Genomic DNA, 21,059 nt, shown 5'->3' on the forward strand with positions numbered 1-21,059 from the left:
CCCTATTTCCCGGCGACGCGCGGGCGGATGTCCCGGCGGATCTGCTCGCCGACGCTGTGCCGGGCGCGTTCCAGGTCGTGTTCGACCTGAAGGTGGATCCAGAAATCGGCCGCGGTGCTGAAGTACCTTGCCAGCCTCAGCGACAGTTCCACCCCGACCGGAGACGTTCCGGCCAGAACTTCGGTGATCCGGCCCTCAAGCACATGAATGGCGCGGGCCAGCTCCTGCGGGGAGATGCCCAGCGGTTTGAGGTATTCCTCCATCAGCACCTGTCCCGGAGGCGGGCAGAGGAAAACCGGCTCGGCCGGCTTTTCCTCGACCGGCTCCATCTGCACCTCGGTCGCATAGCCGGCCTCTTTCCACGCCTGCAATCCGCCGCTCATGTGAATGACGCAGTCGTAGCCTTCCTTCAGAAGCATCTTGCCCGCGGCCTCGCTGCGCTTGCCGACCGCGCAATGCAGCACCACCTTCTTGCCCGGAAGCGAGGGGAACATCTCGGGTTCGAAGCTCGACAGCGGCAGCAGCACCGCCCCGGCGATGTGCTCCTTTTCGTATTCCGAGGTCTCCCGGACATCGACCAGCAGGATTTCGTTGCGGTCGAGCCATTCCTTGACCTGCCGGACATCGGCGGCCTGGACGGTCGGTTGCGGGTTGTCGGACATGGGCGGGATCCTCGTGCCGGTTTTCGGGGTGCAGTGCCGGAATTGTGGCCCAATGACAAGGGGCGGGCAATGGCCCGCCCCGCCGCCCGGTCCGGTTCGGCCCGGCTCAGCCGGCCTTCAGCCCCAGCCGGTCGAGGACGGTACGGGCCTCGCCCTGCCAGCGGGTGCGCAGCTCGGCATTGGGGGTGTGGCGGATGCCCCAGCCCTTCAGCATGTCGAATTTTCTGGAATCGGCCGAACCGAAGCTGGCCGCAACCCGCGGCCACCAGTAATCGACCGAGGCCTGAAGCGCCCCCCTGTCGGCGCTCTCCAGCAGGCGTGCCAGCCCCTCCTCGGCCAGTTCGGCGTGGTGGGCCTCGACCGGGGCGATGGCGCGGAAGGCCTCGGCCAGCGGCTGGTAGGAGACCAGCGCGAATTCGGCCAGCTGCACCACCACCGCACGGCCCATCAGCAGGTTCATCACCACCGCATCGGCCCAGCCCTCAAGCGGGTAGTTGAACACGGCGAGGCGCATGTCGTGTTCGCTGCGGCTGGCGCCGATGTCGGCGTTGCGCTCCAGCCGCGCGGTCCAGGGGTGGTGGGTGGCGTAACGGGCGGTGTCGGCGCCGAATTCGCCCATGATCCGCAGCACCCGGTCGGCATTGTCGGTCTTTTCCAGCACGATCTTTGCCGCGGCGATGCGTTCCTTGATGCCGGGGCCTTCGTTGATGATGTCGGCAAAGCCTGCGGCGCCGGCCAGCTCGCTGTCGACGAATGTCGCCATCAGCTTCAGCAGCTCGGCGCGATAGCGCGGCGGCACGTTCGCCGGGTTGGTCAGAACCCCGCCCTGCGCCAGGTAGCTTTCGATGCTCATGTCTTCGGTCATGTGTCCCTCTCCCCTACTGGTCGTAATCCACGACCACCTTGTCGGTCAGCGGATAGGACTGGCAGGACAGCACGTAACCCTTCTCGACCTCATAGTCCTCCAGCGCGTGGTTGGCGACCATCTCGACCTCGCCCTCGATCACCTTGCAGCGGCAGGTTGAGCAGACCCCGGCCTTGCAGGCATAGGGGGCGTCCATGCTGTTTTCCAGCGCCACGTCCAGGATCGAAACGTCCTTGGGCGCGGTGATCGTCCGGGTGGCCCCGTCCAGGGTGATCGCGATGGAGGCCTGGTTGGCGCCCGAGGCCGCATCCTTCGACACCGCCTTGCGCTTCAGGCGGCCGGGCTGGGCGCTGGCGAAAAGCTCGAACTTGATCTTGTCGTCCCCCAGCCCGTGGTCGCGCAGCGCCTTTGCGATGCCCAGCATCATCGGTTCGGGGCCGCAGATGAAGGCCATGTCCACATGTTCGATGTCGATCCAGCCGGTGCGGAACAGCTGGGCGCATTTTTCTTCCGTGACCATGCCGGTGAACAGGTCGATTTCCTGCGCGTCCTGTTCGAGGATGTGGATCACGTTGAACCGGCCCATGTAGAGGTTCTTCAGATCCTCCAGCTCTTCGCGGAACATGATCGAGCTGACGCCCCTGTTGGCATAGACCAGCGTGAAATTGGACCGCGGCTCGGTCTTCAGCGCCGTCCTGATGATCGACAGCACCGGCGTGATGCCCGACCCGCCCGCGAAACCCAGATACTGCCTGGCGTTTTCGGGGCGCAGATCGGTATGGAAACTGCCCATCGGCGGCATCGCCTGCAGGATGTCCCCGACCTTGAGCTCCTCATTGGCCCAGGTGGAAAAGGCGCCGCCTTCGACCCGCTTGATCCCCACCTGCAGGATTCCTTCGCCCTCGCCGGCGCAGATCGAGTAGGACCGGCGCAGCTCTTCGCCGTCGAAGTCGCGGCGGAAGGTCAGATACTGCCCGGCGCGAAAGTCGAAGCTGCCCTCCGCGCCATTGACCGGCTCGAGCGTGACCACGACTGCGTCGCGGGTTGTCTTGTGGATGTCGGTGACCCTCAGGTCATGGAAACGCGCCATCGGTTCCTCCCAAAGCTGCGTTCTGTGTCGGTTTGCGCCTGTCCTTGCGGTCAGTCGCGGTGATAGAGTTTTGCCGTGATCACCCAGTCGCCATCGGGCTCCAGCACCAGGTGAAAGCGGTTCACGAAGGACATGCCGCCCCAAAGGCCGTCCTCGACGACGCAGGCCGTGGCCGTCCGCCCGATGACCGAAACCGAGGCCACGCAGGCCGTGTAATCGGGTCCGGCGGGGGTGACGGCTGCCTTTTCGATGAAACTGTCCGGCCCGCTGACCAGAAGTTCCTCGCCGAAATGGCCGGCCACCACGGCGCCGGGGTGGAACAGGCCGCGCAACAGCTCGGCGTCGCTGTTGCGGGTGCCGCGGATATAGTCCTCAAGCACCTCCCTGACTGCGATCGCGTCGGCCGTCCTCATGTTTCGGGCCTCCTCAGATGCACTTGAAATAGTCGAACGGTTCCAGACAGTCGCGGCAGCGCCACTGCGCCTTGCAGGGGGTGGACCCGAACTGGCTGAGCAATTCGAGATCCTCGCCGCCGCAGCGCGGGCAGCGCTGCGGGCTGCCGGCCGGGCGGGGCGGGGCGATGCCGAATCTTTCCAGCGCCGCCCGGCCCTTTTCCGACAGCCAGTCGGTGGTCCAGGGCGGGGACAGCTGCTGGCGAAGCTCGAGCTTCTCGATCCCCCGCGCGCGCAGGGCGGTTTCGATGTCCCTGTTGATGACCGAAGTGGCCGGGCAGCCGGAATAGGTGGGGGTCACGCTGACCACCAGGGTGTCGCCTTCCCACGCCACCTGCCGGATGATGCCGAGATCGACCAGCGAGATCACCGGGATCTCGGGGTCGGGAACGGCGTCGAGCCACGCCATGACCTCTTCGGTCGAAGGTTTCACCTGTTCCACCATCGTCCAGTCCCTGCAACCGGATCTCGAAGCCCCCGGGCGGTTACCATTCGCAGCCCGGATAGGCGCGCTGCAGCCACTGCATCGTGGACAGGATGTGCCCCAGATGCTCGGTGTGCATCCGCCCGTCGCGCCCGCCCCGGTGCACATAGTCGCCCGGCGGAACGGTCAGCGTGGCCTCGTCCAGCACCTTGCGCACCAGCGCGTCATATTCGCCGCGCAGGCTTTCGGGAAGCGGAGCGATCCCGGCCTCGGCCATGGCCCTGTCCACCGCGTCGGTGGCGAAGATCTCGCCCACATAGGGCCACAGGTAGTCCAGCGCCGCCTGCATCCGGGCGTGACTTTCCTCGGTGCCGTCGCCAAGCCCCACCACCGTGCCCGAGGAACGCTCCACATGATAGGCCGCCTCCTTTTCGGCCTTGGCGGCGATCTCGGCGATGCGCGGGTCGGAGCTTGCCTTCAGATGCCCCAGCAGCACCGAGGCCCAGGCGTCGAACAGGAACTGGCGCATCATGGTCTGGCCGAAATCGCCATTGGGCAGCTCGACCAGCAGCAGGTTGCGGAAATCCCAGGCGTCGCGCAGGAAGGCCAGGTCATCGGCCGAGCGGCCCTCGCCCTGAACCTCTCCGGCATAGCCCAGCCACATCTGCGTCTGGCCGATCAGGTCCAGCGCCGTGTTGGCCAGCGCGATATCCTCTTCCAGAACCGGCGCGTGTCCGCACCATTCGGAAACCCGGTGCCCCAGGATCAGCGTGTTGTCGCCCATGCGCAGCAGGAACTGGAACAGGGCGTCCTTGTCCACCTTCGCCATCACATGTGCCCCACTTCTTCCGGGATGTCGAAAAAGGTCGGGTGACGATAGACCTTGCTCTCGGACGGCTCGAACAGCGGGCCCTTCTCGCCCGGCGAGCTGGCGGCGATATGGCGCGCCTCGACCACCCAGATCGAGACACCCTCGTTGCGGCGGGTATAGACGTCGCGGGCGTTGCGGATCGCGGTTTCCGCGTCGGGCGCGTGCAGGCTGCCCACATGGCGGTGGGCCAGGCCGTGCTGGCCGCGGATGAAGACTTCCCAAAGGGGCCATTCGTTTTTCATGTCGCTTCCTCCAAAGAGCGGATCATTCCGCCGCAACCTTGCGGGCGGCTTTCTTGCGGGCGTGTTCCAGAAGCGCCTCGCGCACCCAGGCGCCATCCTCCCAGGCCTTGATGCGTTCGCGCATCCGGTCCTTGTTGCACGGCCCGTTGCCCTTGATGACGTTGAAGAACTCGTCCCAGTCGGGCGGGGTGAAATCGTAGTGGCCCCGCTCTTCGTTCCATTTGATAGCCGGATCGGGCAGGTCGAGGCCCAGATACTCGATCTGCGGCACGGTCTGGTCCACGAACTGCTGGCGCAGCTCGTCATTGGACTTCACCTTGATCTTCCAGGCCATGGACTGTTCCGAATGCACCGAGTCCTTGTCGGACGGCCCGAACATCATCAGCGCCGGGAACCACAGCCGGTTGACCGCATCCTGGGCCATCTTCTTCTGTTCGGGGGTGCCGAAGGCCATCTTCATGATCGCGTGATAGCCCTGGCGGGCGTGGAAGCTTTCCTCCTTGCAGATGCGGATCATGGCCCGGCTGTAGGGCCCGTATGAGGTGCGCTGCAGCGCCACCTGGTTGATGATCGCCGCCCCGTCCACCAGCCATCCCACCGCGCCGATATCGGCCCAGTTGAGCGTCGGATAGTTGAAGATCGAGGAATATTTCATCCGGCCTTCGTGCAGCAGCTCGATCAGCTCGTCGCGGCTGACGCCCAGCGTCTCGGCCGCCGAGTAGAGATAGAGCCCGTGGCCCGCCTCGTCCTGCACCTTGGCCAGCAGGATCGCCTTGCGCTCCAGCGTCGGGGCGCGGGTGATCCAGTTGCCCTCGGGCAGCTGGCCGACCACCTCGGAATGGGCGTGCTGGCCGATCTGGCGGATCAGCGTGCGGCGGTAGTCCTCGGGCATCCAGTCCTTGGGCTCGATCTTCACGTCATTGTCGATCTTGTCCTGGAAGCGGCGCTCTTCCTCGGTCATTTCCTCGCGCGGCTTGATGCCGTTCGAGGCGGTCTTGATCATCTGAGCATACATTGCGGGCAGTCCTCCCATTCCTTCCTGTCGCGCAGCCCGAACCGCGGAAGCCGGCCGGGCACGGGCTGCGCCATGTCACACGCGTTCGAGAATCAGGGCCGCGCCCTGACCGACACCGATGCACATGGTGCACAGGGCATAGCGCCCCCCGGTGCGTTTCAGTTGCCAGGCGGCCGTCAGCACCAGCCGCGCCCCCGACATGCCCAGCGGGTGACCGATGGCGATGGCGCCGCCATTGGGGTTCACATGCGGCGCGTCGTCCGGCACCCCCAGTTCGCGCAGAACCGCCAGCGCCTGGGCGGCGAAGGCTTCGTTCAATTCTATCACATCCATCTGCTCGATGGTCAGCCCGGTGCGGTCCAGCAGCTTGCGGGTGGCAGGAACCGGGCCGATTCCCATGACGCGGGGTTCGACCCCCGCCGCCGCCATGCCGACGATGCGGGCCATGGGCGTCAGGCCGTTCCTTTCGGCTGCCGCCTCGCTGGCGATCAGCAGCGCCGCCGCGCCGTCATTGACGCCCGAGGCATTGCCGGCGGTAACCGTCAGATCGGGGCCGTTGATCCCGCGCAGCCCGGCCAGCTTTTCGACGGTGGTGCCGGGGCGGGGGTGTTCGTCGGTATCCACGACGATCGGGTCACCCCTGCGCTGCGGCACGGTGACGGGGGTGATCTCGTCGGCGAAGATCCCGGCCTTGTGCGCCGCCTCCCAGCGCGCATGGCTGCGCGCGGCGAAGGCGTCCTGGTCGGCGCGGCTGATGTCGTAGTCGGCGGCCACGTTGTCGGCGGTCTGCGGCATCGAATCGGTGCCGTATTCGGCCTGCATCTTCGGATTCACGAAGCGCCAGCCGATGGTGGTGTCGTAAACCGCGTTCGCGCGCGAAAAAGGGGCCTCGGCCTTGGGCATGACGAAGGGCGCGCGGCTCATGCTTTCGACCCCGCCGGCTATCGCCATGTCGTAGTCGCCGGCCCGGATCGCGCGGGCGACCGAGCCGACCGCATCCAGCCCCGACGCGCAAAGGCGGTTGACGGTCGTGCCAGGCACGCTCACCGGCAGCCCGGCCAGCAGCGCGGCCATGCGGGCCACGTTGCGGTTGTCCTCGCCCGCCTGGTTGGCATCGCCATAAACCACGTCATCCAGGCGTTCCCAATCCACATCGCCGTTGCGCCGAACCAGCGCGGCAATGGGAATGGCGGCCAGATCGTCCGTGCGGACCGACGACAGGGCGCCGCCATAGCGCCCGATGGGCGTGCGTTGCGCATCGCAGATGAATGCGTCCATTTCGGTGAAATCTCCCTCCTGTTCGCGCGCCAATAAGCGACCGAATGGTCGGTTTAATAACCTCGAAGTCGATTCGCGGCAAGAGAAATGTAACGCGAATCCTGGATTTTCGAGATTGGTGTAACGTGACGCATCGGTCGGCCTCCCTCGGGCCGGGCAACGCGGATGCCCGGCCCCGGTGCGGGAGTGTTTGCGCGATACTCCCGCCCGGCTTACCTTGCGGCGAAAAGCGGAGCTTGGGAAGACATGGCAGGTCAGACGGAACTCGTTCTGAACGCGATTCTGCGGGACATCGATGCCGGACGCCTCAATCCCGGCGACGTGATCGAGGAGGCGCGGCTGACCGAAAGGCACGGTGTTTCGCGAACGCCGGTGCGCGAAGTCTTCATTCAGCTGGAAGCGGCCGGTCTGATTCGCCGGCTGCCGCGCAAGGGCGCGGTGGTGTTCAAGCCGACGCTCGAAGAATTCCTGGCCATTCTGGAGGTGCACGCGAATCTCGAGGGACAGGCGGCAGGCCTGGCCGCGCGGCGGCTGTCGGCGCAGAACGCACGCGACCTGGAACGGGCCGTTGCCGCCTGCGAAGCACATGCGCGCGAAAAGGGCGATGCCGACCCGGCCGGGTATTATCAGCTCAACCTGCGTTTTCACGAGGTCGTGGCGCTGAGCTCGGGCAACCCGTTTCTGGTGGACATGATCAAGATGAACGCGCGCAAGCTGATGGCCTATTACCGGGCGCGCTACCGCTATCCCGGCGCCATCGCGACCTCGGCGCGCGAGCATCGGGAAATTGCCGCGCTGATCACCGCGCACCGCCGGGACGAGGCCGAGGCGGCCATGATCGCCCATGTCCAGTTCGACGAAGTGACGGTGATGGATCTTCTCGCGGCCCTGTCCTGAGCGAAAAGTGGCGGGTGAAAAGGCTCAGAGCGACGCCTCGGGCCGGAACCCCTCGGGGATCGCGTTGCGGCCTTCCAGAACCAGATCGGCCATCACCTGCGCCACCTTGGGGGCCACGCCGAACCCGATCTTGAAGCCTCCGTTGGCGATGAATTGCCCAGGGCGAAGCGGATGCCGTCCCAGCATCGGTGCCCGCGACCTGGCCCGCGGGCGGATTCCGGCCCAGCGTTCGATCACCTCGGTGCCGTGCAGCACGGGCATGACCGCCACCGCCCGCGCGATCACGTCGTCCAGCCGGGAATCGGTGGCCCGCGGGTCGTCGTAATCGCGTTCGCTGGTCGAACCCACGGCCACCGTGCCATCCGCATGGGGCACGATATGGACCGAATCGGCGAAGATCTGCGGTGCATCCTCGTCCGCGTGAAAGCGCAGCAGCGCGGCCTGCCCCTTGACCCCGCTGCCGATGGTTCGCCCGTAGGCGCGGTTCAGCTCCTCCAGGCCGGCCATGCCGGTGGCGTGGATCACCTGTCCCCGGTCGGGGGCCTCTTTCACCACTTCGATGCCGCGAACCGCCAGCGCCGCGACCAGCGCCGCGCAGGCGCGGCGGGGGGACATCCGGGCGCTGAGCGTGTCGTGAATGACCAGCCCGGTGCCGCTGGGCGGTGTCCAGGGGCCCAGATCCGCGGCCGGGCGCACGCGCCACTCCGCCAGGCCCCGCCACAGCGCGCGGGCGGATTCGGCGCGCCTGCGGGCAAGTTCCAGCGCGCGCTCGTCCGCGATGGGCTGAAGCCGCCCGGTGCGTGCATAGCCCGCCGGCACGCCGCCCGCCTCGGTGATGCCCGCCCAGAAGGTTTCGGCCATGATCAGGCTTTCGAACTGAAAGGCCTTCTTGTCGTTCCAGTTCTCGGGCACGTGCGGGGCCAGGGCCCCCACAAGCCCGCCGGAACATCCCGCACCGGGGCCGGCAGGGTCCACCACCTGCACGCGCGCCCCGCGCCGGGCGCATTCCCAGGCGATCGAAAGCCCGAAGATGCCGGCGCCGCGAATCGTCACATCGGCCATTGCCAAGGCCTCCGTCCTTGTCCACAGATGCAACGGGTGTAAGGGATCGGGTCATGACTGGCCAGAGCGCGGAACTGAGTTGGAGAAACGGGCGGGTGCCGGTCTCGGCCCGCTTCGACGATCCGTATTTCTCGCTTGCCGACGGGCTGGCCGAGACCCGGCACGTGTTCCTGGGCGGCAACGACCTGCCCGCGCGTTTCCGGCCGGGGTTCCATATCGCCGAGCTGGGCTTCGGCACCGGGCTGAACATGCTGGCCGCCTGGGCCGCGTGGGAGAAGGCCGGCATCGACGGGCCGCTGCGCTTCACCAGCTTCGAGGCCTTCCCGATGGCGCCCGGCGACATTCGCCGCGCGCTGGCCGCCTTCCCCGAACTTGCCCCATGGGCCGCGCGGTTTCTCGACCGCTGGCAGGGCGGCGCGGCCGATCTGGGCAGCCTGCGGCTTCGCGTGATTGAAGGCGATGCCCGGCGCAGCCTTCCCGCATGGCAGGGGCGGGCGGATGCGTGGTTTCTGGACGGCTTCGCCCCGGCGCGAAACCCGGAACTGTGGGAAGAGGCGCTTCTGACCGAGGTCGCCCGCCATACCTTGCCCGGCGGAACCGTCGCCACCTACACGGCCGCGGGCCATGTGCGCCGCGCCCTCGGGGCGGCGGGCTTTCGCGTCGAGCGAAGCCCCGGATTCGGGCGCAAGCGACACATGACGCGGGGTGTGCTGGCATGACGGGGCCGGCGGTCGCGCAACGCAACAACGTGCCCGCGGGCATCGCGCTGATGATCGCGGCGACGATCGTGTTCGCGCTTCAGGACGGGATATCGCGACACCTGGCCGGGACCTACAATACCTGGATGGTGGTGATGATCCGCTACTGGTTCTTCGCCGCTTTCGTGATCGCGCTGGCGGCGCGCTCTCCGGGAGGCCTGCGGGCGGCGGCGCGCACCACCCAGCCCTTCGTCCAGGCCTTTCGCGGTGCGCTGCTGGCGGCCGAGATCGGCGTTGCCGTCTACGGGTTCACCCTTCTGGGTCTGATCGACAGCCTTGCGGTGTTCATCTCCTATCCGCTGCTGGTCGCGGCGCTGAGCGGCCCGGTCCTGGGCGAGGCGGTGGGCTGGCGGCGCTGGGCAGCCATCGGGGTGGGGTTCGTGGGCGTGCTGATCATCCTGCGCCCCGGCAGCGGCGTGTTCGACCCGGCAGCGATCATCCCGCTGATCTCGGCGTTCATGTTCGCGCTCTACGGCCTTCTGACCCGCTATGTGGCGCGCCGCGACACGACGGCGACCAGCTTCTTCTGGACCGGAACCACGGGCGCCGTGGTGATGACCGCCATCGGCATCTTCTTCTGGGAACCGATGCGTGCCGCCGACTGGGGCTGGATGGCGGTCCTGTGCGTAAGCGGCGCCTTCGGCCACTGGCTGCTGATCAAGTGCTACGAGATGGCCGAGGCCAGCGCCGTGCAGCCCTTCGCCTATTTCCACCTGGTCTGGGCGTCGATTCTCGGCCTCACCGTGTTCGGAGAAACACTGCGCACCAACGTGGTGCTGGGGGCGGCGCTGGTGATCGCCGCCGGCCTGTTCACCCTATGGCGCGAACGCCGCAAGGGTTGAGCCCTTCAGCTCCTGCGAGAACGGGATCGGCAGGGCCGGCTTGCCCAGCCGCGCGCGATAGACGGGCAGGCTTTCGGTCACCCGCATGACGTAGTTGCGGGTTTCGTTGAAGGGAATGCTTTCGATCCAGTCCACGACGTCCACCTGCCGCGCGCGCGGGTCACCGAAATCCGCGATCCATCGCCGCGGCCGCCCCGGCCCGGCATTGTAGCCGGCCGCCATCAGCACCACGTTGCCGCCGAACTCGGCGGCCAGGCCGGCAAGATACTGCGCCCCCAGCCGGGCGTTGTAGCGCCATTCGCCGGTCAGGCGGTCGGTGCGGTGGCCGCGAAGGATGCCCAGCTCGGCCGCCACCCTTTTGGCCGTTCCGGGCATCACCTGCATCAGCCCGCGCGCGCCCGCGCCGCTGACGACCTTCGGATTGAACTCGCTTTCCCTGCGCGCGATGGCAAGGGTCATCTCCTTCGCCATGGGCAGATCGAGATCGGCCACCGGGTGCAGCGGGTAGTAGGCCGCCGGCAGCACCATCCCGCGCCGCGCCGCGCGCTTGGCGATCATCACGGCGACATGGGGCTGACGCAAGTCGATCGCCATCTGCGCCAACTGGGCAATCTGCGGGGAATCGAGCGAATCGACCAGATGGGTGAAGAACCGCGCGGCAAGGGCCGGCTCGTCAGCCGCAGCCAGCAGCAGCCCGGCCTGAGCCACGCTGGATTTCAGAAAGGGCGCATTGCGCCAATCCGGAGCCGGCCCCGGATCGGCAAGGGCGGGGTCGAACCGGCGCCCGATCCGCTCGGCCGCCAGCAGCCCGTAAAAGGATGTCTGGTAACGCGCGGCCATGTCAAAGGCGCGGTGGGCCTCGTCGGTCTTTCCCATCGCCTCGTAGGCGCGGCCAAGCCAATACCCCGCCCGTCCCTTGGAAATGGGGGAGGCCACGACCGCGTCGAACCGGCGAAAATGCTTCACCGCCGTTGCCGGGTCGCGCAGCTTGCGCAGGGCGATATAGCCGGCAAGCCATTCCAGATCGGCATAGGCATAGCCGTCCTCCGGGCCCAGGCGATGCAGCGCGGCAATCCGGTAGGCCCTCCGGGGATCGCCCTCGCGCATCTCCTGTCGCGCCAGATTGCGCCGCCGCCCGGCCCATTTTTTCGGCTGGCCAAGCCGCTCGGCGTTCTTGCTGCGATCGAGCAACAGCTTTATCGCGCTGTCGTCCAGTCCCTTGCGGTCGCGCCAGACGAAGCGCGCCCAGGCAAGCCCCGGATCGTCCGCCAATGCCCTGGGAACGGCCCTTATCCGCGCATCCACCCCCGGTTTCATTTCCGCCAGCGCGATGCGGGCTTCGGCAAGCGCCCTGCGGCCAGGATCGACAAGAGGCAGCATCTGCCGCGCACTGGCCAGCTGCCCGTCCCACAGCATCCGGTCGAGCCGCGCCCAGTGGTGCGGTTTCAGAAGGCGGCCGAACTCGGCCAGATATTCCTTCTGGAGCTCGGGCTCCATCGGCATCGTCCGCCAGGCGCGAACCACCTCGGCCCGGGCATCGCCCGTGCGCCCTCGCGCGATCAGGGTGCGGGCGAGGTTCAGCGCGCCTTGGGCGGTCTGCGGCGGGTGCCCGTCATGGAAGGCAAGAACCCGCTCGGGGCGTTCTCCGTCAAAGGCGGCTTCGCTCTTGCGCCGCAGCCTGCCCAGACCGGGCCAGTCCGGGCGCCGGCCGAGAAAGACCAGCGCATCGCCGGCCGATCCCTCGCCGGCCCGCAGCCAGTGCCATACAATGATGTCGCGCGCCACCGATCCGCGCGCGCCGGCGGTGGCCAGAGCGACCTCCCAGTTGCCGCTTCGCATCTCGCTCAGCGCCTGTTTCAGACGGTCCACACCCGCCTCGGCCGGCCGAACCAACACCGCCAGCACCAGGGCCAGCATCGCCACCACGCGAAACATGTTGCGCGTCATCCCTTGCAAATCCACGGCAACCAAGGCTAGAGCCATTGACGATAAGCCCTGCCGCGGCCGGATCAACACCTGAATGGCCGGTGGCGTCAACCGGCGGGTTTTGGCCCGCCAGAATCCAAGCAAAGGGAGCGTGCCCCATGTTCAAAGGCTCTATGACCGCCCTCGTCACCCCGTTCCGGAACGGAGAGCTGGACCTGGAAACGCTCAAACGCCTTGTCGAATGGCAGATCGGCGAAGGCACGACGGCGCTTGTTCCTGTCGGCACCACCGGCGAAAGCCCCACGCTGACGCATGAGGAACACGAAACCGTGATCGAAGAGGTGGTCAAGGCCGCCGCCGGACGCGTCCCGGTGATCGCCGGCGCGGGTTCCAACAACACGGTCGAGGCAATCCGCTTCATGCGCCACGCCCACCGAGTCGGAGCCGATGCCGCACTCGTAGTCACCCCCTACTACAACAAGCCGACCCAGCGCGGCCTGATCGCCCACTTCACCGCCCTGCACGACTGCTGCGCGCTGCCGATCATCATCTACAACATTCCGGGGCGGTCGGTGATTGACATGACCCCGGCCACGATGGGCGAACTGGCGAAGCTGCCGCGCATCATCGGGGTCAAGGACGCCACCGGCGACATCACCCGCGTCAGCAAGCAGCGCGCCACCTGCGGACCGGACTTCATCCAGCTGTCCGGCGAAGACGCCTCGGCGCTGGGTTTCAACGCGCATGGCGGCGTGGGCTGCATCTCGGTCACCGCCAACGTCGCCCCGCGCCTGTGCGCCGAATTCCAGAACGCCACGCTGGCGGGCGACTATGCAAAGGCGCTGGAATACCAGGACCGGCTGATGCCGCTGCACGAGGCAATCTTCATCGAGCCCGGCCTTGCCGGGGCCAAATACGCGCTCTCGAAACTCGGCCTGTGCAGCGAAGAGGTGCGCCTGCCGCTTACCGGGCTGGAAGATTCAACCAAGGCGGCGATCGACGCGGCCATGAAACATGCCGGCCTGCTCTGACACCTGTCCCCAGAGCTTTCCCGCCTTCATCTCGCCCCAAATACTCCGGGGGTGAGGCCCGCAGGGCCGAGGGGGCAGAGCCCCCTCGCACCGTCCCGCCCTCAAGCGTGGCGCTTGCCGTAATACAGGCCGACCACATGTTCGGCCTCGGCGAAGAACAGCCAGCGCGCCACCAGAACGCCCAGCACATGGCTGAACACCGCCAGCGCCGCGATCAGGTGGTTGAAGGGCAGCATCAGCAGCGCCACCGGCACCGCAACCATCAGCAGGATCGAGATCACCCGCAGCTTCTGGCTGTGCCGGCGGCCCACCACGTGCACGAATTCCTCGAGAAGGTAGTTGCTGCCCGTGTGCGGCGGCTCGAAGGCGCGCACGTCACCGATGCGGCCCAGCCCTGTCGCACTGGCCAGCGTGGTGCCGGATTCCGCCAGGGCGCTGTCGCCGCGCATCCAGTGCGCCACCTGTACCACCCCGGCCACAAGCAGCAGCAGAATCGCCGTCTTTACCTGTCCGGCCAGCAACGCGCCGCCGGCCAGGGCGAAGGAGAGGAACCTCACCGGCGTCAGCGCCGTGTGCCAGCGCGGGATGGTCTTCAGCTGGGTATAGATCATCGAGGTGGTGAACACGGTGGCGAGGCTCATGGCCGCTCCGGCATAGCCGAGCAGAACCCACCGCTGGTCGAGAAACACCAGCCCGGCTCCGTAGAGCGCCATCAGAACCAGCGCGATGACCGAGGCCCAGCCTTCGCGGCTCAGCCAGCTGCTGCGCCACTGGGTAAAGGCCTTGAGCGCGCGTTCGGGATGACCCAGATGGAAGGTCGAGGCAATCAGCCCGCCCACGGCGAACAGATAGGCCACGGCGAACAGCAGGAAGGCGGTCATGCCGGTCACCTCCGGCAGACCGATGCCCAGCCAGAACAGCAGGCCGAAGCCCAGCCCCGAGAAGGTGGTGAAGATGATGACGGAAGGAGCCGGGTGCATGTCAGATTTTCTCCAGAGCCTTGTCGAGCCACGCGAAGAAGCCCGAGGCCTCCTCGGCCACGGGGGTCAGAGCCGGCGCGGCATCGCTGTCGATACGGTCCTTGGGTCGCGGTGGCAGATACTTGTTGACGGGCCGCGTGCCCTGTTCGGGCATCAGGTCCATGCCGCCGCGCTCGGCCACCAGTCTTGACACGTTGCTTTCGGGATCGGCGAAGTCGCCGAAATGGCGCGCCCCGGCGGGGCAGGTGCGCACGCAGGCGGGGACGCGGTCCTCTTCGGGCAGGTTCTCGTTGTAGATGCGGTCGATGCACAGGGTGCATTTCTTCATCACGCCCTCGGCCCGGTCCAGCTCGCGCGCGCCATAGGGGCAGGCCCAGGCGCACAGCCCGCATCCGATGCAGTCGGATTCGTTGACCAGCACGATGCCGTCCTCGACCCGCTTGTAGCTGGCGCCCGTCGGGCAGACGGTGACGCAGGGCGCGTCCTCGCAGTGCAGGCACGACTTGGGGAAGTGGATCAGTTGCGCGGCGCCGTCTGCGGGGGTGCATTCGTAGGAATGCACGCGGTTGAGGAAGGTGCCGCGCGGATTGGCGCCATAGGGATCCTGGTCGGAGAGCGGGGCACCGTAGTTCTCGGTGTTCCAGCCCTTGCAGGAGATCACGCAGGCATGGCAGCCGACGCAGGTGTCGAGGTCGATCACCAGGCCGAGCTTCCTTTCGGTCTTGGCAGGGAGTTGGGTCATGTCGTCGGGCCTCGGCGCGGGTTGAGAGAGCCGGGCCGGGGCGCTGCCCCGGACCCCGGGATATTTGCAGCCAGAAAAAGACGTCTCATTTGCCGACCTTCCAGCGCAGTTCCTTCGGGCCGGTGCCGACGGGGGACTTGATCGGCGGGAAGGCGGGGTCGCATTCACTGCGCTCGTCGGGGTCGGCGGCCTTTTCGATTTTCACCTTGAGGTCGAACCAGGCGGCCTGGCCGGTCACGGGGTCGGAATTGGCCCAGCGCAGCCCGTCGCCCCTGGGCGGCAGGAGTTCGTGGATGATGTGGTTGAGCAGGAAGCCCTTTGTTGCCTCGGGCGCGTCGGGCTCAAGCGCCCAGGCGCCCTTGCGCTTGCCGATGGCGTTCCAGGTCCACACGGTGTTGTCGTTGAGGGCGGCCATTTCCATCACCGGCACCACGATCGAGCCGTGCGGTGAGCTCACCCGGGCCCAGTCGCCATCCTTGAGGCCGGCCTCGCGCATGATCTTCGTGGGCACATAGAGCGGGTTGTGCCCGTGCAGCTGGCGCAGCCAGGCGTTCTGGCTGCCCCAGCTGTGATACATGGCCATGGGCCGCTGGGTCAGGGCGTTGATGGTGAAGCCGTCGTTGCCGGTCTGGTCGGTTTCGTACCAGATCGGCAGCGGGTCGAGGGTGTCGAGGATTCGCTGGCGCAGATGTTCGGGAGGTTGGCGGGTGCCGTGGCCTTCGGCCGCAAGCTGGAAGCGGCGCAGCGGTTCGACATATATCTGGAACAGGTAGGGCTGGGGGCTGTCGTAGAGGCCCATGCCCACCGCCCAGTCCTGGTAGGCGGTGTTCCATGGTTTGTAGTAGTCGGCGCCTTCGGGGATGTGGGCCACGAAGAAGCCGCCATTCTCGATGTAGCGGTCCAGCTGCTGCGGGTTCACCTCGCCCCGGCCGGTCTTCGAGCCGTCCTTGCCGCGCCAGCCGGCCAGTGGGCCGATGCCCGGCTTGCGTTCGTGGTTGACGATGTAGTCGGCGTAGTCCTTCCATTTCGGGCTGCCGTCCTCGTTCACGAAAGCCGGCAGGCCCAGCCGTGCGCCGAGGTCGATCAGCACCGACTGGAACCCGCGCACGTCGCGGTCGGGCTCGACCACGGGCCAGCGGATGGCGTCGGCGGCGGCGTCTGCCTCGCAGATCGGGCGGTCGAGCAGCGAGATGCAGTCGTGGCGCTCCAGATAGGTGGTGTCGGGCAGGATCAGGTCGGCATAGGCGACCATTTCCGAGGAATAGGCGTCCGAATAGATGATCCGCGGGATGACGTATTCGCCGGTCTCGGGATCGCGGTCGGTCAGCAACTCGATCACGGCCCGGGTGTTCATGGTCGAGTTCCACGACATGTTGGCCATGTACATGAACAGCGTGTCGATGCGGTAGGGATCGCCGGCATGGGCGTTCGAGATCACCATGTGCATCAGCCCGTGGCTGGACATCGGGTTTTCCCAGGTGAACGCCTTGTCGATGCGGGCGGGAGAGCCGTCCTCCTTCAGCGCCAGATCTTCGGGGCCGTGGACGAAGCCCAGGTGCGGCCCGTCAAGCGGTGCACCGGGAGTGACGCCGACATGCGGTTTGGGGTGGGCCTCGGCCGGTTTGGGATAGGGCGGCTTGAAGCGGAAGCCGCCGGGCACCTCGACGGTGCCGAGGAGGATCTGCAGCACATGCAGCGCCCGGCAGGTCTGGAAGCCGTTGGCATGGGCCGAGATCCCGCGCATGGCGTGGAAGCTGACCGGGCGGCCGATCATGGTCTTGTGCGTTTCGCCGCGGAAATCGGTCCATTCGCGCTCAAGCTCGAAGGCCTCGTCGAAGGCAACGCGGGCCAGCTCGGCGGCGATGGCGCGAATCCTTTCGGCCGGCACGCCGCAGCGTTCGGCCACCGATTCGGGGGCGAATTCCCCGGACAGGTAGCGCGTGGCCATCAGGTGAAAGACGGTGCGGTGGGTGGTGCCGTCGCGCTCCAGCGTGGCATTCAGATCCGGGCGCACGCCCTTGCGGTCGAAGGGCACCGGCTTGCCGCTGGCGCGGTCGATGACCAGCGGTTTGCCGTCGTCGTCGCGCAAAAGCAGGCCCTTTTCGGGGCCTTCAGCGGCGTTCACCAGGCAGGGGGCGTTGGTGTAGCGGGCGAGATAGTCGAGGTCGATTCGTCCCGACTTCATCAGCACATGGATCAGCGACAGGATGAACAGCCCGTCGGTGCCGGGGGTGATTCCCACCCATTCATCCGCCACCGCGTTGTAGCCCGAGCGGATCGGGTTGACCCCGATCACCTTCGCCCCGCGCGCCTTGATGCGGCCGATTCCCATCTTGATCGGGTTGGAATCGTGATCTTCGGCCACGCCGAACAGCATGAACAGCTTCGTGTGGTCCCAGTCGGGCTGGCCGAACTCCCAGAAGGCACCGCCCATGGTGTAGATGCCCGCCGCCGCCATGTTGACCGAGCAGAACCCGCCATGGGCGGCGTAGTTGGGCGTGCCGAAATTCTGCGCCCAGAAGCTGGTGAAGCTTTGCGACTGGTCGCGGCCGGTGAAAAATGCAAGTTTTTCAGGGTCTTTTTCGCGCAGGGGCTTCAGCCACGAGGTGGCGATTTCCAGCGCCTCGTCCCAGGAGATTTCCTCGAACTCGCCCGAGCCGCGGGGGCCTGTCCGCTTCATGGGCGCGCGCAGGCGCGAGGGCGCGTTGTGCTGCATGATGCCCGAGGATCCCTTGGCGCAAAGCACGCCACGGTTCACGGGGTGATCGCGGTTGCCCTCGATATAGGCGACCTTCCCGTCCTTCATGTGCACGTTGATGCCGCACCGGCAGGCGCACATGTAGCATGTGGTCTTGCGCACCTCGTCCGAGACCTTGGGCGATGTGTCCACGACCGGTTGCTGGTATCCCATCCGCTCTCTCTCCTCCCCGGGTTTGCGGGCACGTTAATTTAACATTCAAAAAAATGCGACTGTTTTTTTGAATGTGTGTTGCTCGTCCTGTCGGCCCCTCTCGGGAGGAGATCAGCCGCGTTCCTCGATCGGGACATAGGGGCGCGGTGCCGGACCGTCGTACAGCGTGAGCGGGCGGATCAGGATGTTGCGGCGCAGCTGCTCGATGCACTGGATTACCCAGCCCGGCATGCGCCCGATGGCGAAGATCGGAACATAGAGGTCCATCGGGATGCCGTGCAGCTGGTAGATCACGCCCGAGTAGAAATCGACGTTCACGTTCAGCCCGTGACGGGAATAGGGTTTCATCGCCTCGACCACGGCCTGAAGGATCTCGTACCACTCCGGCGCGCCCATCTTCTCGCCCAGCCGGCGCACCCCCTCGCGCAGATGGCGGGCGCGGGGGTCCTCCTTGCGATAGACGCGGTGGCCGAATCCCATCACCGGTTCGCGGTTGCGGCGCTTTTCCCGCACGTAGCGGGCGGCGTTTTCGGGGCTGCCGATCTCGCGCACCATCCTCATCACGTCCTCGGCCGCACCCCCGTGCGCCGGCCCGGCCAGGGTGGAGATCGCGGTGACGATGCCGCCATGCAGGTTGGTTTCGGTGCCGATGGTGACCCGGGCGGCAAAGGACGAGGCGTTGGAGCCATGCTCGGCATGCAGGATGAAATCCACATCCGCCAGCCGCGCGGTGTCGGCATCGGGTTTCTCGCCCTTGAGCATCCACAGCCAGTTGGCGGCATGGGACAGCTCGGGGTCGGCGGGCACCGGGTCGCGCCCGCCCCGGATGTTGTCATGGGCGGCCACGATCATCGGCACCTGCGCGGTCAGGCGGATGCCGTTTTCGATGAAGGCCTCCTCGCTGACCTCGCGGGCTTGCGGCTCCAGCGTCGCCAGTGCCGAGACGGCGGTGCGCAGCACGTCCATGGGGTGGCCGTCCCGGCAGGCGGCGATGATGTCGAAAATCTCCCCGGGCAGGGTGCGGGCGGCTTTCAGGCGGGCATCGAAATCGGCCAGCTGGGCGGCGGTGGGCAGGTCTCCGAAGATCAGCAGATAGGCCACCTCTTCAAATGTGGACTGCGTGGCAAGATCGTGGATCGAGTAGCCGCGATAGCTGAGTTCGCCCTTTGCGCCGTCGATGTCGGAGACGCCGCAGCGTTCGAAATAGATGCCCTTGAGGCCGCGATTGATCTTGACGGTGTCGGTCATTGCTGAACCCTTCTCATCAGAGGCAGAGAGGTGGAGATGTCGGTACTGGACAAGGCGCATGAGGCCGCCCGGCAGCGGCAGGCGCGCATCGTTTTCCCCGAGATGGACGAACCCCGGGTGGCCGAGGCAGCGGCGCGGCTTGCGGCCGAGGGACTCGCCCGGCCCCTGCCGCTGGCGCCGCCGGGCGAGGCCCATGTGGCGGCGCTGGTCGCGGCGCGGGGGATGAAGGAGGCGATCGCCCGGCGCCTGGTGGCCCGCCCCCTGTATCGGGCCGCGGCGATGGTGGCGGCGGGCGAGGCCGACGCGATGGTGGCCGGTGCCGATGCCCCCACCCGGCGGGTGATCGAGGCCGCCTCCATCGCCATCGGTCTGGCCGAAGGGGTGGCGCTGCCGTCGTCCTTCTTCCTGATGCGCTTCCCGGACGGGCGCGAGATGATCTTTGCCGATTGCGCGGTGAACGTGGCCCCCGACGCCGAGGGGCTGGCGGCAATCGCCCGGGCCTCGGCCGCATCGGCGCGGGCGCTGCTGGGGCAGGCGCGGGTGGCGCTGCTGTCCTTTTCCACCGGCGCCTCGGGCGATGGCGACAGCGTGCGCCGGGTGCGCGCGGCGGCCGAGGCGACGGGCTTTGCAGGGCCGGTGCAGGCGGATGCGGCGCTGAATGCGCGGATTGCCGGGAAGAAGGGAATTGCGCCGGTGGATGCCAATGTGCTGGTCTTTCCGTCGCTGGATGCGGGCAACATCGCGTACAAGCTGTGCCAGGAACTGGGCGGGGCGCAGGCGCTGGGGCCATTCCTGCAGGGGTTCGCCCGCCCGGTCTGCGATCTCAGCCGCGGCGCCACGGTCGAAGACATCGTGGCGGCCACGGTGCTGGCGGCGGCGCAGGCCTGAGCCCGGCCCGCCGGGGGGTGCCGGCCGGCGCGGATCGAGGGAGTGGGCCGCGACCTGCCGGGTTGCCGCGAAGCGGCGCGCAGGTCCGGCCTCGGGCGTGGCCCGCGCGCATGTCCCGCCGCGCCGCTCATGACGCCGCTCGCAGGATGTTGAGCAGGGCCAGCCCCGCCAGCAGCGTCACCACCGCGCGGCGGAACTGCGCGCCTGAGGCCGCCGCAAACCGGCGCGTGCCGGCCCAGATGCCAAGGCCGAGGATGGGAAAGGCGATCGCCGCGCCCAGGCCGGTGTCCGGCCCCACCAGCCCGTTCGCCGCCATCACCGGCAGTGCCATCAGGTCGAGCGCAGTCAGGAACGCGATCAGCGTGGCGCGAAAGGCGGTCGCGCGCATCGGCTGGGCCGCGAGGAACGCCGCCGTGGGCAGCCCGCCGACTCCGGCGCTGTTGGCCATGCCAGCCACCAGGCCGGCGCCGAAATGGCCCGGCCCGCGCAGCGGGCGCGACAGTTTCCAGCCCCCCAGCAGCACCAGGCTGAGCACCAGCACCAGCGCCGAAACCGCCAGCCGCGCCTGACCCTCGTCGAGCCGGGCCATGACATGAACCGCCGGAACCGTGGCCAGCGCCGCGCCCAGCCCCAGCGGGATCACCCGGCGCCAGTCGATATCGGCCCCGATTCCGCGCGCCTGAAACGCGGTCATGGCGATTTCACAGGCGAACACCACGGGGATCAGCGGGATCGGATTGGTCACCAATGCCGCGAGGATGATGAAGATCGCGGAAAAGCCGAAACCGGAATAGCCGCGGATGAAGGCCGCCACGAACAGTGCCGCGGCCAGAAACGCCCCCTGGGCGGGCAGGAGCGCAAAGGGCAATTCCAAG

21 protein-coding genes are annotated in these 21,059 nt (G+C 67.3%); 5 read left to right on the forward strand and 16 right to left on the reverse strand.

All coding sequences use genetic code 11. The features are described 5' to 3' along the window. Positions 1 to 2: 2 nt before the first annotated feature. The 9 genes from ACZ5CM_RS02610 to pcaF all read right to left on the reverse strand — a co-directional run bounded on the left by ACZ5CM_RS02610 (position 3) and on the right by pcaF (position 6,899). Positions 3 to 662, reverse strand: a complete 660-nt coding sequence (locus ACZ5CM_RS02610) for a HigA family addiction module antitoxin (RefSeq protein WP_464641003.1) — start codon at positions 660 to 662, stop codon at positions 3 to 5. 106 nt (positions 663 to 768) lie between these two features. Next, the gene (locus ACZ5CM_RS02615) at positions 769 to 1,527 is read right to left on the reverse strand and encodes a Phenylacetic acid catabolic protein (protein ID WP_464641005.1); all 759 of its coding nucleotides are present in this window, start codon (positions 1,525 to 1,527) and stop codon (positions 769 to 771) included. Between the two features lie 13 nt (positions 1,528 to 1,540). Next, complete coding sequence (locus ACZ5CM_RS02620) at positions 1,541 to 2,617, reverse strand: 2Fe-2S iron-sulfur cluster-binding protein (protein WP_464641007.1); 1,077 nt, start codon at positions 2,615 to 2,617, stop codon at positions 1,541 to 1,543. Positions 2,618 to 2,667: 50 nt separating this feature from the next. Next, on the reverse strand, positions 2,668 to 3,030 hold the full coding sequence (locus ACZ5CM_RS02625) for a nuclear transport factor 2 family protein (protein ID WP_464641009.1): 363 nt from the start codon (positions 3,028 to 3,030) through the stop codon (positions 2,668 to 2,670). A gap of 13 nt (positions 3,031 to 3,043) precedes the next feature. Continuing rightward, positions 3,044 to 3,514: a 1,2-phenylacetyl-CoA epoxidase subunit PaaD gene (paaD, locus tag ACZ5CM_RS02630; RefSeq protein ID WP_464641010.1), complete on the reverse strand. Its 471-nt coding sequence runs from the start codon at positions 3,512 to 3,514 to the stop codon at positions 3,044 to 3,046. 40 nt (positions 3,515 to 3,554) lie between these two features. Then, complete coding sequence (gene paaC, locus ACZ5CM_RS02635; protein WP_464641012.1) at positions 3,555 to 4,322, reverse strand: 1,2-phenylacetyl-CoA epoxidase subunit PaaC; 768 nt, start codon at positions 4,320 to 4,322, stop codon at positions 3,555 to 3,557. Continuing rightward, positions 4,322 to 4,606: a 1,2-phenylacetyl-CoA epoxidase subunit PaaB gene (gene paaB, locus ACZ5CM_RS02640; protein ID WP_464641014.1), complete on the reverse strand. Its 285-nt coding sequence runs from the start codon at positions 4,604 to 4,606 to the stop codon at positions 4,322 to 4,324. Before paaB ends, paaC begins: the two co-directional genes overlap by 1 nt. A 22-nt stretch (positions 4,607 to 4,628) precedes the next feature. After that, positions 4,629 to 5,621 carry a 1,2-phenylacetyl-CoA epoxidase subunit PaaA gene (paaA, locus tag ACZ5CM_RS02645; RefSeq protein WP_464641016.1) on the reverse strand — a complete coding sequence of 331 codons (993 nt, stop codon included), beginning with the start codon at positions 5,619 to 5,621 and terminating at the stop codon, positions 4,629 to 4,631. A 75-nt stretch (positions 5,622 to 5,696) separates the two neighbouring features. Next, positions 5,697 to 6,899: a 3-oxoadipyl-CoA thiolase gene (pcaF, locus tag ACZ5CM_RS02650; RefSeq protein WP_464641018.1), complete on the reverse strand. Its 1,203-nt coding sequence runs from the start codon at positions 6,897 to 6,899 to the stop codon at positions 5,697 to 5,699. Between the two features lie 246 nt (positions 6,900 to 7,145). Here pcaF and ACZ5CM_RS02655 point away from each other — a divergent pair, with 246 nt between their 5' ends. Beyond that, positions 7,146 to 7,796 (forward strand): GntR family transcriptional regulator, encoded by a 651-nt coding sequence (locus ACZ5CM_RS02655; protein WP_464641019.1) that lies wholly within the window; start codon positions 7,146 to 7,148, stop codon positions 7,794 to 7,796. A gap of 24 nt (positions 7,797 to 7,820) precedes the next feature. Here the strand turns inward: ACZ5CM_RS02655 and ACZ5CM_RS02660 are convergent, their stop codons facing one another. Then, entirely contained in the window at positions 7,821 to 8,864 is a 1,044-nt protein-coding gene (locus ACZ5CM_RS02660; RefSeq protein WP_464641021.1) for an NAD(P)/FAD-dependent oxidoreductase, read from the reverse strand. A gap of 47 nt (positions 8,865 to 8,911) precedes the next feature. Between ACZ5CM_RS02660 and mnmC2 the strand changes: the two genes are divergently transcribed. Beyond that, the gene (mnmC2, locus tag ACZ5CM_RS02665; protein ID WP_464641022.1) at positions 8,912 to 9,577 is read left to right on the forward strand and encodes a tRNA (5-methylaminomethyl-2-thiouridine)(34)-methyltransferase MnmC2; all 666 of its coding nucleotides are present in this window, start codon (positions 8,912 to 8,914) and stop codon (positions 9,575 to 9,577) included. Continuing rightward, positions 9,574 to 10,458: a DMT family transporter gene (locus tag ACZ5CM_RS02670; protein WP_464641023.1), complete on the forward strand. Its 885-nt coding sequence runs from the start codon at positions 9,574 to 9,576 to the stop codon at positions 10,456 to 10,458. The genes mnmC2 and ACZ5CM_RS02670 overlap by 4 nt, the downstream gene beginning before the upstream one ends. Here the strand turns inward: ACZ5CM_RS02670 and ACZ5CM_RS02675 are convergent. After that, positions 10,432 to 12,393, reverse strand: coding sequence for a lytic transglycosylase domain-containing protein (locus ACZ5CM_RS02675; protein ID WP_464642463.1), 1,962 nt, complete (start codon positions 12,391 to 12,393; stop codon positions 10,432 to 10,434). The genes ACZ5CM_RS02670 and ACZ5CM_RS02675 overlap by 27 nt on opposite strands. Positions 12,394 to 12,542: 149 nt before the next feature. On the opposite strand from ACZ5CM_RS02675, the gene dapA reads away from it, so the two are divergent. Then, positions 12,543 to 13,415: a 4-hydroxy-tetrahydrodipicolinate synthase gene (gene dapA / locus ACZ5CM_RS02680; protein ID WP_464641025.1), complete on the forward strand. Its 873-nt coding sequence runs from the start codon at positions 12,543 to 12,545 to the stop codon at positions 13,413 to 13,415. Positions 13,416 to 13,516: 101 nt separating this feature from the next. Here the strand turns inward: dapA and ACZ5CM_RS02685 are convergent, their stop codons facing one another. From ACZ5CM_RS02685 to ACZ5CM_RS02700, 4 genes are all read right to left on the reverse strand, one after another. Next, positions 13,517 to 14,395: a dimethyl sulfoxide reductase anchor subunit family protein gene (locus tag ACZ5CM_RS02685; protein WP_464641026.1), complete on the reverse strand. Its 879-nt coding sequence runs from the start codon at positions 14,393 to 14,395 to the stop codon at positions 13,517 to 13,519. A gap of 1 nt (position 14,396) precedes the next feature. Further along, positions 14,397 to 15,137, reverse strand: coding sequence for a 4Fe-4S dicluster domain-containing protein (locus tag ACZ5CM_RS02690; RefSeq protein ID WP_464641028.1), 741 nt, complete (start codon positions 15,135 to 15,137; stop codon positions 14,397 to 14,399). Positions 15,138 to 15,222: 85 nt separating this feature from the next. Beyond that, positions 15,223 to 18,048 (reverse strand): molybdopterin oxidoreductase family protein, encoded by a 2,826-nt coding sequence (locus ACZ5CM_RS02695; RefSeq protein ID WP_464641030.1) that lies wholly within the window; start codon positions 18,046 to 18,048, stop codon positions 15,223 to 15,225. Between the two features lie 111 nt (positions 18,049 to 18,159). After that, positions 18,160 to 19,296, reverse strand: coding sequence for a citrate/2-methylcitrate synthase (locus ACZ5CM_RS02700; RefSeq protein ID WP_464641031.1), 1,137 nt, complete (start codon positions 19,294 to 19,296; stop codon positions 18,160 to 18,162). Positions 19,297 to 19,332: 36 nt separating this feature from the next. Between ACZ5CM_RS02700 and ACZ5CM_RS02705 the strand changes: the two genes are divergently transcribed. Next, positions 19,333 to 20,184, forward strand: a complete 852-nt coding sequence (locus ACZ5CM_RS02705) for a phosphate acyltransferase (RefSeq protein ID WP_464641032.1) — start codon at positions 19,333 to 19,335, stop codon at positions 20,182 to 20,184. 127 nt (positions 20,185 to 20,311) lie between these two features. On the opposite strand, the gene ACZ5CM_RS02710 is transcribed toward ACZ5CM_RS02705, so the two are convergent. Then, the gene (locus ACZ5CM_RS02710; protein WP_464641033.1) at positions 20,312 to 21,058 is read right to left on the reverse strand and encodes a TSUP family transporter; all 747 of its coding nucleotides are present in this window, start codon (positions 21,056 to 21,058) and stop codon (positions 20,312 to 20,314) included. Position 21,059: the final 1 nt, after the last annotated feature.

The sequence above is a fragment of the Piezobacter thermophilus genome, from assembly GCF_055386745.1.